This is a genomic window from Nocardioides sp. JS614 (assembly GCF_000015265.1).
Lineage (GTDB): Bacteria > Actinomycetota > Actinomycetes > Propionibacteriales > Nocardioidaceae > Nocardioides.
On sequence record NC_008699.1, the window covers coordinates 1896929 to 1909678 of the forward strand.

The window sequence follows — 12750 nt, forward strand, 5'->3', positions numbered from 1 at the left end:
GTCCGCGCGTGGGCGGTGGGTCAGGAGTGACGGCCGTCACCGGTGGGTACGGCACCCGCCATGGCAGTCGAAACCGGTCGGATCACCACCGACATCCCCGCGCGTCTGGACCGGCTCCCGTGGGCCCGGTGGCACTGGCTGGTCGTGATCGGACTCGGCACGGTCTGGATCCTGGACGGCCTCGAGGTCACCATCGTCGGCTCGATGTCGGACGCCCTCAAGCCCGACGGCACCGGCCTGGGCATGAACAACTTCGACATCGGCCTCGCGGGCTCGATGTACGTCGCCGGTGCCTGCCTCGGCGCCCCCTTCTTCGGGCAGCTCACCGACCGGCTCGGCCGCAAGAAGCTGTTCATCGTCACGCTCGCGGTCTACACCGTGGCCACCGTGCTGACGGCGTTCTCGATGAACCCGATGTGGTACTTCGCCTGCCGCTTCCTGACCGGTTGCGGCATCGGCGGTGAGTACGCCGCGATCAACTCCGCCATCGACGAGCTGATCCCCGCGAAGTACCGCGGTCGCGTCGACATCGCCATCAACGGCTCGTTCTGGGTCGGTGCGGCCGGGGGCGCGCTGCTGACGATCCCGCTGCTCGACCCGACGATGATCGACCAGTCCTGGGGCTGGCGGCTCGCCTTCGGCCTGGGCGCGATCCTCGCCGTCGGCATCCTGGTCGTCCGGCGCAACGTCCCGGAGAGCCCGCGCTGGTTGTTCATCCACGGCCGCGAGGACGAGGCGGAGCAGATCGTCCGCGACATCGAACGCACCGTCTCCGAGGAGTCCCACCACCAGCTGCACGACGTGCACGACACGATCACGGTGCGGCAGCGCACGTCGATCGGCATCGGCCTGATCGCGAGGACGGTCTTCACCCTGTACCCGAAGCGGACGATCCTGTGCTTCTCGCTGTTCGTCGGGCAGGCGTTCTTGTACAACGCCTTCTTCTTCACCTACGGCGACACCCTGACGACCTTCCTCGGCGTGGAGCAGACCGGCTACTACATCGCGGTGTTCGCGGCGAGCAACTTCGCCGGGGCGCTGCTGCTGAGCCCGCTGTTCGACACCCTGGGCCGGGTCAAGATGATCACCGCGACCTACATCGGGTCCGGGGTCCTGCTCGCCGTGACCGGCTTCTACCTGGGCAGCTTCGACGCCACCACCCTCACGCTGATGGGCGCGATCATCTTCTTCATGGCCTCGGCCGGCGCGAGTGCGGCGTACCTCACCGCCAGCGAGGTGTTCCCGATGGAGACCCGGGCCCTGTGCATCGCGTTCTTCTACGCGATCGGCACCGCGGCCGGCGGCATCTCCGGCCCGCTGTTCTTCGGCTGGCTGATCGAGCAGGCCTCGGCGGACAAGGACATCACGCAGATCGCGGTCGGCTACTTCCTCGGCGCCGCGCTGATGATCATCGGTGGCATCGTCGAGGCGTTCCTGGGCGTCAAGGCGGAGGGCAAGTCGCTGGAGAGCATCGCCCAGCCGCTCACCGCCGAGGACACCGACACCGGTAGCACCGGCTCCACGCAGCCACAGCACGCCTGACTCAGCACACCCGATCCACCGCCCGGGTCGCTCCGGGCGGAGCAGAGGAGACACCCGATGCCGATGCCGCCGCCGAAGCCGTCGACCGAGGGCAAGCGCGACCGCCAGGTCTTCCACGAGATGGGTCAGATCGTGCGGGCCCTGGAGGTCGAGGGGCCACAGCCGCCCGAGGAGCTCGCCCGGATGGTGGGGGCGTCGTACTGGGAGCGGGACCGTTTCGACCGCGCGCTCGCGTACGCCGTCGCCGACGGGCTGGTCTACCGGACCGCGGAGGGCGCGCTGGCGGCGGCCGGCTGACGCCGGCGACCCGTTCCGGGGTTGCCGGCGCTCCGTAGGCTGGGTCCATGGATGGCCTGGTGATCCTCCTCCTGCTCGCCGCGATCGTGGCGGCGGTGGTGCTCGCGCGGCGCAGCAGCAAGGCGCGTGAGCGCGAACGCCAGCGCGCCGAGCTCGAGCCCGTGAAGAAGCTCGCCTTCGAGGACATCACCGCCCTCGGGGAAGAGCTCCAGGCACTCGACCTCGATCTCGCGGGGCACGAGCTCGGGGCGGGGGAGAACGCCGACTACCAACGCGCCCTCGACGCCTACGAGTCGGCGAAGACCGCCGGTGACGCGATGTCGCGTCCCGACGACGTCCGGCATGTCACGCAGATCCTCGAAGACGGGCGCTACGCGATCGCGTGCGTCCGCGCGCGGGTGGCGGGCGATCCGCTGCCGACCCGCCGCCCGCCGTGCTTCTTCGACCCTCGGCACGGCCTGTCCGTGACCGAGGTGCCGTGGACCCCGCCCGGTGGCGCGACCCGCGACGTCCCCGCCTGTGCCCTCGATGCCGAGCGGGTCGCAGCCGGCGCCGATCCCGACGCCCGGATGGTGATGGTCGGCGCCCAGCGGGTGCCCTACTGGCAGGGCGGGCGCGCCTACCAGCCCTACGCCTCGGGCTACTTCGGCGCCTTCACGCCGATGGACTGGATGTTCGCCGGGCTGCTGTTCGGTGGTTTCGGCGGCTTCGACGCGCTCGGTGAGGGGATCGGCGCCCTCGGCGAGGGCATCGGTGACGGGATCGGCAGCATCGGCGACGGCATCGGCGACCTGTTCGACGGGTTCGACTTCTAGTGTCGCGTCTCGGAAGTTGTTGAACGGTTGGCGTTCTCAGGGTGTGTGCATCGCAAGGCGCCGGCGCGCCGCCATACCCGCTCGTCTCGCAAGCGTCGGCAACGCAGCGAGGCGCGTGCCATGTGGGCGCGAAGCGCCCAAGAACTTGTGGGACGCGGCACTTGAGGGCCCTGCCGTCTCGAGGGGCCCTCTCCTAGCGCCGGCTGCTCCGCAGCTGGGCCACGTGCAGGGTGACGAACCGGCCCAGCAGCGAGTCGCTGTCGACGGTGTCCGGGTCGGAGGCGGCGTAGTCGCCGGTGACCTCGAACGTGTACGTCCCGGCCTCCGCGCCCTGGGGCAGCCGGACCGTCGCCAGCGCGGTGCCCGAGCCCGCGACCGGGTCCGAAGTGGTCGTCGCGATCACCTTCCCGCTGGGGTCGAGGACCTGCACGGTGTAGCTGAACAGGCTGGCGCCGACGCTGCCGCCGGACGGGAACGCCAGGCTCACGGCGAGCCCGCGGGTGCGCGCGGACACGGGCACGTCGTACGACGCGCTGTCACTGCCGCCCGCGGTCGCCGGGGGCGCCTCGTGGACGAAGAAGTCGGATCGGACGACCGCGGTGCCGTCCGCGGCGAGCACCCGGCGGTCCGCCCGGTGGGCGGCGGCACGCAGCCGCCCCTGCCAGCCGTCGGAGCGCACCAGCTGGACCGCGCGGTCGAGGTTGGCGTAGCCGTACCCGACCTCCCAGAACGGCAGCGCGGCCGGGCCGCCCGTCGCCTGGACCGGCGTCGCCGTCGCCTGCAGGGCGAGCCGCACCTGCTCCGGGCTGAGCCGGGGCTGGGCCTGCAGCAGCACCGCGGCCGCGCCGGCGATGTGCGGCGAGGCCATCGAGGTGCCCGAGGCCGAGGCGTTCTCGTCCGGTCCGCACGGCCCGATCAGGGTGCCGGCGCTGTCGCAGGTCGAGCCGATGTCGACGCCGGGGGCGGTGAGGTCCGGGTGCACCAGCCCGATCCGGTCGCCGGTGTAGGTGGTGTGTCCCTCGGTGCCGATGGCCGTGGGTTGCGAGTTGTCGTGGACCAGGCCGTTGGAGGAGAAGTCGCCGCGGTGCCGGTCCAGGGTGCCGGCCGCCACGGAGATCACCCAGGGCGACTGGGAGAACGGGTTCAGGCTCATCGGGACGTCGCCGCTGCCGGAGTTGCCGGCGGCGAACACCACGGTCACGCCACGGTCGGCCACGGCCTTGGTGGCGACGGCGACCGGGTCGGCGGGGTCGAACTGGCGGTAGCTGTTGCCCCAGGAGTTGTTGACGACGTCGATGCCGAGCAGGTCCGGCTGGTCGAGCATGTAGTCGTAGGCGGTGACGACCGCGGTCGTGAACAGCACTGCGCCGATCGCGAAGCAGGCGAGGTCGGCGTCCGGGGCGACGCCGTACCGACTGCCGTCCTCGGCCGAGGAGGAGTCGGCGGCGATGATGCCCGCGACGTGCGTCCCGTGGCCGCTGCCGAGGTCGGTGTTGCTCACCGGGCCCTGGTCGACGGGTACGACGATCGCCGGGTCGGTGCCGGCGTTGGCGTACTCGGGGCTGAGCAGGCTCACGTTGTGCACGACGTGGTCGGCGAGGTCGGAGTGCGTCGCGTCGCAGCCGGAGTCGACGACGCCGACGGTCACGCCCTTGCCGGTGAAGCCGCGGGTGCGCAGGGCCTGGGCCGCCGCCGGGCTCGACGACATCGCGTTGGTCGACGGGGTGTCGAGGAGCTGGAGCCGCTCGTCGGGGTAGACGTCGAGGCCGATGCCGGCCGTGACCGCCTGCACCATCGCGGGCACCGGGCCCTCGACGAGGGCGAGCGGCAGGTGGGACATCGGCTGCACGACGAGGCCGAGGGCCTGCAGCGCGCCGATCTGGGTGCTGGTCGGCACGGCGGCGAACGTGACGATCGCCCGGTGGTTCGGCGTACCGTCGGCGAGCAGGCGGTCCAGGCCGCGGTGCGCGCCCTGGAGGTCGGAGCCGACCGTGGCGGCCGCAGGTGCCGCCGGCGCCGCCGCGGAGGCGACGCCGGTGAGGGAGAGGACGGCCGCGAGGGCGCTGGTGAGCGCGAGCAGCCGGGTGCGCGAGGATGGCATGGATGATCCGATCTCGTGAGGTGCCCGGACAACGCCGCAACCGCGCGGCGGGTTACGTCGTCGCCCGGCTTCTGGTCGCGCTGCTTCTGGTCGACCTGCTGGTGCTCGCCCTGGTCGCGGTGATCCCGGCCACGGCCAGCGCCGACCCGCCACCCGTGACACCGCTGCCCACCGGCACCGACGTCGACTACCAGCTGGGCGGCGCCGCCGAGATGCCCGACCACGTCGGGATCGTGGTGCGGGACCGGACGGACAGCCCCGCGGACGGGCGGTACAACGTCTGCTACGTCAACGGCTTCCAGACCCAGCCGGACCAGCGCAGGTTCTGGAAGCGGCACTGGCGCCTGGTGCTGAAGGACGGCGGCGAGCCGGTCGCGGACGAGGCGTGGGGCGAGTGGCTGCTCGACGTACGAACCGAGGCGAAGCGGGCGGACCTGGCCCGTGTCGTCGGGCGCTGGGTCCGCGGCTGTGCCGCCGACGGCTTCGACGCCGTCGAGTACGACAACCTGGACTCGTTCACCCGCAGCCACCGGCTGGTCGCGCGCCGGCAGGCGCTCGCCTACGCGCGCCTGCTCGTCCGCGCGGGGCACCGGGCCGGCCTCGCGGTCGGGCAGAAGAACCTCGCGGGGTACGACGGCACCGCGATCGGCTACGACTTCGCCGTCGCCGAGGAGTGCGGCCGCTACCGCGAGTGCGCCTCGTACGTGCGGCACTACGGTGACCGGGTGCTGGCGATCGAGTACCGGCGCGCCAACTTCCGGTGGACCTGTGCCCACGTCGGCGATCGGCTGGCGGTCGTCCTCCGCGACCGTGACCTGACCCCGACGGGAGTGCACGAGTGGTGCTGAACGAGTCCGGCCCCCACCAGGGGCTGCACGTCACGAGCCTGGGGGAGCGCGGTCCGCTGGTCGCCTTCTGCCACGGGCTGTTCGGGCAGGGCAAGAACTGGACGACGGTCGCGAAGGCTGTCGCGGAGGACCATCGGGTGCTGCTGGTCGACATGCCGCACCACGGCCGCTCGGAGTGGGTCGACCACTTCGACTACGTCGACGTCGCCGACCGGGTCGCCGGCCTGTTCGAGGCGGAGGACCCGGTGGCGCTGGTCGGCCACTCGATGGGCGGGAAGGCCGCGATGGTGCTCGCGCTGCGCCACCCCGAGCTGGTCGAGCGGCTGTGCGTGGTGGACGTGTCGCCGGTCGACTACGAGGAGCGGGGCGAGTTCGCCGGCTACATCGACGCGATGCTCGCGCTCGACCTGGCCACGCTCGAGCACCGGCGCGACGCCGACGCGGCGCTGGCCGACGCGGTGCCGAGCCCGACCGTGCGCAGCTTCCTCCTGCAGAACCTGCACCACCACGCGGGGCGGTGGACCTGGCGGCCCAACCTGGCCGTCCTCGGTCGCGACCTGGAGGCTCTCGGCGGCTGGCCCGAGGACGCGCTCGCCGGACGGCCGCCGTACCAGCGCCCGACGCTGTGGATCGCCGGGCAGCGCTCCGGCTACGTCCGCGACGAGTACGCCGCGGCCATGGACCGGTGGTTCCCCCTCAACCGCCGGGTCGTGGTCAAGAACGCCGGCCACTGGGTGCACTCCGAGCAGCCGGAGGTCTTCATCGAGGTGCTGCGCCGCTTCCTCGCCCAGGCCTGACCCCGTCGAGTCGGGACTTCCGTCGGTTCATGCGTCAGAACCGACCGTCAGAACTCCCGACTCGACCGGCGGGCGCGGTAGGCGGCCACGGCGTTGCGGTTGCCGCAGGCGGTGGAGCAGAAGCGCTTCGAGCGGTTGCGGGAGAGGTCGAGGACCACGCCGTCGCAGGAGTCGTCGGCGCACACCCCGAGGCGCGACATCTCGTCCGCGCGGATCACGTCGATCATCGCCATCGCGGTCTCGACCAGGATCCGGGTCGGCAGGTCCTGCTCGGGTGCGACCGCGTGCAGGTGCCAGTCCCAGACGTCGTGGCGCACCAGCTGGGGCACCGCGGCGGCCTCGGCGAGCATCGCGTTCACCATCTCGACCGCGTGGTCGCGATCGGCGGTGAGCAGGTCGTAGAGCGCCGGCCGGATCGCTCGGACCGCGTCCAGCTCGGCGCGGTCGCGGTCGTGCCGGCCGGTGTACTCGAACTCGGCGTAGAACGCGTCCAGGTCCTCGACCCTGGTCAACGTGTCCGGCTCCAGCCTCGAGTTCGCCAGGATCGCCGCCGCCTGGAGGGACGCCTCGGTGTCATGGGTGAACGGCACGTTGACAGGTTACACGACGTGGCACTAGCGTCATGTGTCATGGCGACGTTGGCCCATGACGAGGCATCCGATCGGCTGGTGCCCGCCACGGGCGGCTCCCGGCTGCTGAGCGGGCTGGGCTTCGCGTTGCTCTCGGCCGTCTCCTTCGGGATGTCCGGCGCCCTCGCTCGGGAGCTCCTCGACGCCGGCTGGAGCGCCGGCGCGATCGTGCTGGTGCGCGTCGGCCTGGCCGCGCTGGTCGTCGTCCCGTTCGGCCTGGTCGCGTTGCGCGGCCGGTGGGGCCTGCTGCGCCGCAACGCCGGCGTGGTCGCGGTGTACGGCGCGCTGGCCGTCGCGGGGGCGCAGTTCTGCTACTTCTCGGCGGTCGCCCACATGCAGGTCGGGCCGGCGCTGCTGATCGAGTACACCGCACCCGCCGCGGTGGTGGTGTGGCTGTGGCTGCGGCACGGGCAGCGCCCCGGGTCGATCACCCTCGTGGGCGCCGCCCTCGCCGCCGCCGGGCTGGTGCTGGTGCTCGACCTGCTCTCCGGGGCCGACCTGAGCGTCCCCGGGGTGCTCTGGGCATTGGCGGCGATGGTCGGCGCGGCGACGTACTTCGTGATCTCCGCCGACGAGCGCAGCGGCCTGCCGCCGATGGTGCTGGCCGCGGCCGGGCTGGTGCTCGGTGCCGCCGTGCTCGCCGCGCTCGGGGTCGTCGGGCTGCTGCCGATGCGCGCGTCGACCGACGCCGTCACCTACGCCGGCCGCACCGTCGACTGGTGGGTGCCGCTGCTCGTGCTCGGCGTGGTGACGGCCGCCATCGCCTACACCAGCGGGATCGCCGCGGCACGGCGGCTCGGCTCGCGGCTCGCGTCCTTCGTCGCGCTGATCGAGGTCCTGGCCGGCGTGGGGTTCGCCTGGCTGCTGCTCGACGAGCTCCCGCGGGCCGTACAGCTGGTGGGCGGCCTGCTGATCCTGGCCGGGGTCGTCGCCGTCAAGCTCGGCGAGCGCACGACCGCGGCCGTCCCCACACCGGTTCCCTGACGCGGCGCCGGCTCGGAGAGGCCGCGCGGCCGGTGAACCGGAAAGTCGTGCCGTTTGGTCACCAACGGCGGTGTGGGAGCGTTCCCGGCTTGCGGTTGGTGACCAAACGACAACCGGTCGGCGCGCCGGAGACCGCTCAGCGGGCGTCCTGGCGGCGGACGACGACCTCGCGGGTGAGCATCAAGATGGCGGCGGCGGTGGGGATGGCGAGCAACGCGCCGACCACGCCGAGCAGGGCCGCGCCCACGAGCGCGGCGATGACGGTGACGGCGCCGGGGACGTCGACGGAGCGGGACATCACCCGGGGGTAGATCACGTAGTTCTCCACCTGCTGGTAGATGACGTAGAAGACGATGCAGGCGATCCCGATCCTCGGGTCCTCGGCGAAGCCGATCGCCGTCACGACGACCGCGCCGATGGTCGCGCCGATCATCGGGATCACGTCGAGCAGCGCCACCACGAAGGCCAGCGCGACGGCGTACTGCCCGAGCCCGACGATGAACAGGAAGACCAGGGACGAGATGCCGGCGCACATCGCGACGATGAAGGCGCCGGAGACGTAGCCGCCGACCCCGCGCAGCACCCGGTCGCCGAGCAGGGCGACCCGCTCGCGGCGCGAGGCCGGAGCGAGCTGGTAGAGCGCCTTCTTGGTCTTGTCGAGGGAGGCGAGGAAGTACAGCGTCAGCACGATCACGATGAAGGCGTTGGCCAGCGCGGACAGCACCGCCAGACCGATGCCGAGCACCCCGCCGAACAGCGTGCTGACGTAGTTGCCGTCGCTGACGTACTCCTTGACCTTGTCGATCACGTCGTACTCGGCGTCGAGCTCTTGGATCCGGCGGTTCTGCTGCAGGCTGTCGAGCCAGTCCGGCGCGTTGTCGGTGATCGACTGCACCTGGTCGGTGATCACGGGCACGATCGCGACGAGGAACAGTCCGAGCGCGGCGAGCGCGGCCACGATGACGGTGAGTACGGCGTACGGGCGGCGCATGCCGTGCCGCTCGAAGAACTCGACCGCCGGGTTGAGGCCCGCGGCGAGGAACAGCGCCACGACCACCAGGACCAGCGTGGGGCCGATCGAGACGACCAGCCCGCCCAGCCACCAGGCGACGAACAGGCCCAGGCCGCCGAAGAATCCCCACACGAACGGCGAGTGCCGGGAGAGCGGCGCGCCGAGCTCGCCGAGGTACTCGCCACTGCCGGCGGGGTCCGCCTCCAGGGCGGCGTCGGCCGGGTCCTCTGCCGCCTCGGTCGTGGCGGCGAGGTCTCCCTCCGGGGTGTCCCGGGGGGAGTCGGTCACGCTTCGTCCTTGGTGAAGCCGGTGATCACCTCGTGCAGCGAGGCGAGCTGGGCGGTGATGGCCTCGCGCCGCTTGGCGAGCCGCTCGACCTCGGCGCGAACGGCGGCCAGCTCGCGCTCGGCCTCGGCGTTGCCGGTGGAGGTGATCGCCTCGGCCTGGGTCCGCGCGGAGGTCACGATCTGCTCGGCCTCGCGGCGGGCCCGGCTGAGCAGGGCCTCGGCCTCGGTCGCCGCCTGGTTGCGGTGCTCGGTCGCCTGGGTCATCGCGTCGTGGGCGCGCTGCTCCGCGGCACCGGCGCGCTCCTCGGCCTCCTCGACCAGGCGCCGGGTCTCGGCGGTCGCGCTGGCGTGGTGGTCGGTGGCCTCGCGCGCCAGCCGCTCCTTCTCGACGGCGAGCGAGCGGCGGGCCTCCTGCACCTCACGGTCGGCGGCGGCCCGCATCTGCTCGGCCTCGCGCTTGGCCGAGGTGCGCAGCTCGTTGGCCTCCTGGGCAGCGGCCAGGCGGAGCTGCGCCGCCTGCCGGTTGGCCGACTCGACCAGGTCCTGCGCCTCGCTCCTGGCCAGCGCCCGCTCCTGCTCGGCGTCGGCCATCAGCCGGGAGCGGTTCTCGTCGAGCTCCTTGAGCTGGACCAGCCGCATGTCCTCGGTCTCGCGCGCGGCGTCGGCGCGCATCGCCTTCGCGTCGCGCGCGGCCTGCTCGCGGATCTCGACGGCGTCGCGCTGTGCGGTCTCGCGGACCTCGGCGGCCTCCTCCTCGGCGAGCCGCAGCATCGCGCTCGCCCGGCCACCCAGCCCGGCGTACGACGGCGCCTCGTTCTCGGCGAGCTCCTGGCGCATCCGCTCGGCCTGCTCCTCCAGCTCGAGGACCCGGCGCTCGGACTCGGTGAGGCTGGTGCTGAGCCCGGCCTTCTCGGTGGTGAGCTGGCGGACCCGGGCGTCGACCGCGTCGCGGTCGTAGCCTCCGCGGCGGACCACCGGGAAGCCCGCGGGCGCGGCGGGCGCACCGCCGCCGACCGGCTGGCCGGCGGGTCGGGACCCGCTGGGCGGCGGCACCGGACCGCGCTGGGCCGGGCGCGCCGGGGCCGGGGCCGGAGCCGCGGCGGCCGGCGCCGCGGACGGCTGCTGCGGCTGCTCGCCCTGTGCCGGACGGGACGGCTTGGGCGGGACGGTCGGCAGCACCTGGGTCGCCTCCTCGTCGGAGGGCGTCGAGGCGTGCTCCTCGGGCTCGTTGTCGTCGAAGATGGACAGTCCCTGGTCGCTCATGAAACGTGCTTCCTCTTCCCGGAGTCGGTCGTGGCCTCGTCGTGGACAGTCTTGCCGATCGGGCCCGCGCAACACACCCCGGCCTCCGACCAAATGTCGGTGACCGGGGTGGTGGCCGGCTGGGACCCGCGCAGCTCGGTCTCGGTGCGCCGGTCGCGACCTCGTCCGTCGGTCACGCGGCTGCTCGACCCGGCTGCTGCCGTCCGAGCCTGCACGAGCTCAGGCGCGGGCAGCTCACAGGTCGCGGAAGCGGTTGATCTCCTCGAGGTGGCGCGCGCGCATCTCGTGGTCGCGGACGCCGAGGCCCTCCTCGGGGGCCAGGCAGAGCACGCCGACCTTGCCCTGGTGGAGGTTCTGGTGGACGTCGAGGGTGGCCTGGCCGACGTCGTCGAGGGCGTAGGTCTTGGACAGGGTCGGGTGGATCTTGCCCTTGGCGATCAGCCGGTTGGCCTCCCAGGACTCGCGGTAGTTGGCGAAGTGGGAGGAGATGATCTTCTTGAGGCTCATCCACAGGTAGCGGTTGTCGTACTCGTGCATGTAGCCCGAGGTCGACGCGCAGGTGGTGATCGTGCCGCCCTTGCGGGTCACGTAGACCGACGCGCCGAAGGTCTCGCGGCCGGGGTGCTCGAAGACGATGTCGATGTCCTCACCGCCGGTGAGCTCGCGGATCTTGGAGCCGAAGCGCTTCCACTCCCGCGGGTCCTGGGTCTGCTCGTCCTTCCAGAACCGGTAGCCCTCCTCGTTGCGGTTGATGATCAGCTCGGCGCCCATCTTGCGGCAGATCTCGGCCTTCTCCTCACTCGAGACCACGCAGATCGGGTTGGCGCCGCCGTTGAGGGCGTACTGGGTCGCGAAGCCGCCCAGGCCGCCCGAGGCGCCCCAGATCAGCACGTTGTCGCCCTGCTTCATGTCGCCGCCGTTCTTGGAGACCAGCTGGCGGTACGCCGTGCAGTTGACCAGACCGGGGGAGGCGGCCTCCTCCCAGGTCAGGTGGGCGGGCTTGGGCATCAGCTGGTTGGCCTTGACCAGTGCGATCTGGGCCAGCCCGCCGAAGTTCGTCTCGAACCCCCAGATCCGCTGCTCGGGGTCGAGCATCGTGTCGCTGTGGCCGTCGGGGTGCTCCAGCTCGACCGAGAGGCAGTGCGCCACGACCTCGGTGCCCGGCTTCCACAGATGCACGCCGGGCCCGGTGGCGAGCACCACGCCGGCGAGGTCGGAACCGACCACGTGGTAGGGCAGGTCGTGCCGCTTGGCCAGCGGCGAGAGCCGCCCGTAGCGCTCCAGGAAGCCGAACGTGGAGGCGGGCTCGAAGATCGAGGTCCACACCGTGTTGTAGTTGATCGCCGACGCCATCACCGCGACGTAGGCCTCGCCGGGGCCGAGCTCGGGCAGCGGCACGTCCTCGACGTGCAGCGACTTGCGCGGGTCCTTCTCCTTCGTGGCGAGGCCGTCGAACATGTCGACCTCGTCCTTGTGCACCGTCACCGCCCGGTAGGACTCGGGCAGGTCGAGGCCGGCGAAGTCGGCCTCGGTGGCACTCCGCGGGTCGTCGGAGGCGGCCATGATCGCGTCGAGGATGTGCTGCACATCGGCTCCTGGTGAGGTCGGTTCGCGTCGGGGGATGGCCGGACCTTACCCACGGGTAACAGGGGGTAACACCCCCTGTGATGTGTTCCTCAGTGCGAAAACGGGGTGTGGGGGCGCGGCGCGCGCCCCCGCCGGGGGTCAGTCTGCGGGCTCGGTGGCCGGCTCGACAAGCTCGACCAGGATGCCACCCGCGTCCTTGGGGTGGATGAAGTTGACCCGCGATTTGGACGTGCCGCGCCGCGGCTCGTCGTACAGGAGCCGCAGCCCGCGCTCGCGCAGGATCGCGGCCACCGCCTCCACGTCGGTGACCCGGTAGGCCATCTGCTGGATGCCCGGACCGGAGCGGTCCAGGAACTTCGCGATCGTCGAGTTCTCGTCGAGCGGGGCCAGCAGCTGGATGTGCGACCCGGAGTCGCCGACGGCCATCATCGCCTCCCGGACACCCTGTTCCTCGTTGGTCTCCTGGTGCGCCAGGCGCATCCCGTAGACCTCCTCGTAGAACGTGATCGCGGCGTCCAGGTCGGGGACGGCCACGCCCACGTGGTCGATCGCGGTGAACAGGTGTGCCGGTACGTCGAGACTCATGGG

Annotated in this window: 13 protein-coding genes; 6 read left to right on the forward strand and 7 right to left on the reverse strand. The window is 72.0% G+C overall.

The window, feature by feature from the left end; all coding sequences use genetic code 11:
• Nucleotides 1-60: 60 nt before the first annotated feature.
• The 3 genes from NOCA_RS10450 to NOCA_RS10460 are packed head-to-tail and all read left to right on the forward strand — an operon-like array spanning nt 61 to nt 2654.
• Nucleotides 61-1542, forward strand: coding sequence for an MFS transporter (locus NOCA_RS10450; protein WP_011755244.1), 1482 nt, complete (start codon nt 61-63; stop codon nt 1540-1542).
• Nucleotides 1543-1599: 57 nt separating this feature from the next.
• Nucleotides 1600-1839, forward strand: coding sequence for a hypothetical protein (locus NOCA_RS10455; protein ID WP_011755245.1), 240 nt, complete (start codon nt 1600-1602; stop codon nt 1837-1839).
• A 47-nt stretch (nt 1840-1886) separates the two neighbouring features.
• Nucleotides 1887-2654, forward strand: a complete 768-nt coding sequence (locus NOCA_RS10460; protein WP_011755246.1) for a hypothetical protein — start codon at nt 1887-1889, stop codon at nt 2652-2654.
• A gap of 193 nt (nt 2655-2847) precedes the next feature.
• On the opposite strand, the gene NOCA_RS25730 is transcribed toward NOCA_RS10460, so the two are convergent.
• Nucleotides 2848-4755: a S8 family serine peptidase gene (locus tag NOCA_RS25730; RefSeq protein WP_011755247.1), complete on the reverse strand. Its 1908-nt coding sequence runs from the start codon at nt 4753-4755 to the stop codon at nt 2848-2850.
• A gap of 2 nt (nt 4756-4757) precedes the next feature.
• Between NOCA_RS25730 and NOCA_RS10470 the strand changes: the two genes are divergently transcribed.
• Both NOCA_RS10470 and NOCA_RS10475 read left to right on the forward strand, forming a co-directional pair.
• Entirely contained in the window at nt 4758-5603 is an 846-nt protein-coding gene (locus NOCA_RS10470) for an endo alpha-1,4 polygalactosaminidase (RefSeq protein WP_049774302.1), read from the forward strand.
• A complete protein-coding gene (locus NOCA_RS10475; protein ID WP_011755249.1) occupies nt 5594-6400 on the forward strand; it encodes an alpha/beta fold hydrolase in 807 nt (268 codons plus the stop codon). Before NOCA_RS10470 ends, NOCA_RS10475 begins: the two co-directional genes overlap by 10 nt.
• Before the next feature lie 47 nt (nt 6401-6447).
• Here the strand turns inward: NOCA_RS10475 and NOCA_RS10480 are convergent, their stop codons facing one another.
• Nucleotides 6448-6990 carry a CGNR zinc finger domain-containing protein gene (locus NOCA_RS10480; protein ID WP_011755250.1) on the reverse strand — a complete coding sequence of 181 codons (543 nt, stop codon included), beginning with the start codon at nt 6988-6990 and terminating at the stop codon, nt 6448-6450.
• A gap of 39 nt (nt 6991-7029) precedes the next feature.
• Between NOCA_RS10480 and NOCA_RS10485 the strand changes: the two genes are divergently transcribed.
• Nucleotides 7030-8013, forward strand: coding sequence for an EamA family transporter (locus NOCA_RS10485; RefSeq protein WP_049774303.1), 984 nt, complete (start codon nt 7030-7032; stop codon nt 8011-8013).
• Nucleotides 8014-8149: 136 nt separating this feature from the next.
• Here the strand turns inward: NOCA_RS10485 and NOCA_RS10490 are convergent, their stop codons facing one another.
• The 5 genes from NOCA_RS10490 to mce all read right to left on the reverse strand — a co-directional run bounded on the left by NOCA_RS10490 (nt 8150) and on the right by mce (nt 12747).
• Nucleotides 8150-9313, reverse strand: coding sequence for an AI-2E family transporter (locus NOCA_RS10490; protein WP_011755252.1), 1164 nt, complete (start codon nt 9311-9313; stop codon nt 8150-8152).
• Nucleotides 9310-10575, reverse strand: a complete 1266-nt coding sequence (locus tag NOCA_RS10495) for a hypothetical protein (protein WP_148217932.1) — start codon at nt 10573-10575, stop codon at nt 9310-9312. The genes NOCA_RS10490 and NOCA_RS10495 overlap by 4 nt, the downstream gene beginning before the upstream one ends.
• The gene (locus NOCA_RS27045; protein ID WP_087530580.1) at nt 10572-10751 is read right to left on the reverse strand and encodes a hypothetical protein; all 180 of its coding nucleotides are present in this window, start codon (nt 10749-10751) and stop codon (nt 10572-10574) included. The genes NOCA_RS10495 and NOCA_RS27045 overlap by 4 nt, the downstream gene beginning before the upstream one ends.
• 58 nt (nt 10752-10809) lie before the next feature.
• Nucleotides 10810-12162, reverse strand: coding sequence for a crotonyl-CoA carboxylase/reductase (ccrA, locus tag NOCA_RS10500; RefSeq protein ID WP_011755254.1), 1353 nt, complete (start codon nt 12160-12162; stop codon nt 10810-10812).
• A gap of 138 nt (nt 12163-12300) precedes the next feature.
• Complete coding sequence (gene mce, locus NOCA_RS10505) at nt 12301-12747, reverse strand: methylmalonyl-CoA epimerase (RefSeq protein WP_041546460.1); 447 nt, start codon at nt 12745-12747, stop codon at nt 12301-12303.
• Nucleotides 12748-12750 lie beyond the last annotated feature (3 nt).

Coding starts and splice junctions, on each gene's coding strand:
- NOCA_RS10460 (WP_011755246.1), top strand. CDS start 1,887: ATGGATGGCCTGGTGATCCTCCTCCTGCTCGCCGCGATCGTGGCGGCG.
- mce (WP_041546460.1), bottom strand. CDS start 12,747: ATGAGTCTCGACGTACCGGCACACCTGTTCACCGCGATCGACCACGTG.
- NOCA_RS10495 (WP_148217932.1), bottom strand. CDS start 10,575: ATGAGCGACCAGGGACTGTCCATCTTCGACGACAACGAGCCCGAGGAG.
- NOCA_RS25730 (WP_011755247.1), bottom strand. CDS start 4,755: ATGCCATCCTCGCGCACCCGGCTGCTCGCGCTCACCAGCGCCCTCGCG.
- NOCA_RS10450 (WP_011755244.1), top strand. CDS start 61: ATGGCAGTCGAAACCGGTCGGATCACCACCGACATCCCCGCGCGTCTG.
- NOCA_RS10455 (WP_011755245.1), top strand. CDS start 1,600: ATGCCGATGCCGCCGCCGAAGCCGTCGACCGAGGGCAAGCGCGACCGC.
- NOCA_RS10485 (WP_049774303.1), top strand. CDS start 7,030: ATGGCGACGTTGGCCCATGACGAGGCATCCGATCGGCTGGTGCCCGCC.
- NOCA_RS10470 (WP_049774302.1), top strand. CDS start 4,758: ATGATCCGATCTCGTGAGGTGCCCGGACAACGCCGCAACCGCGCGGCG.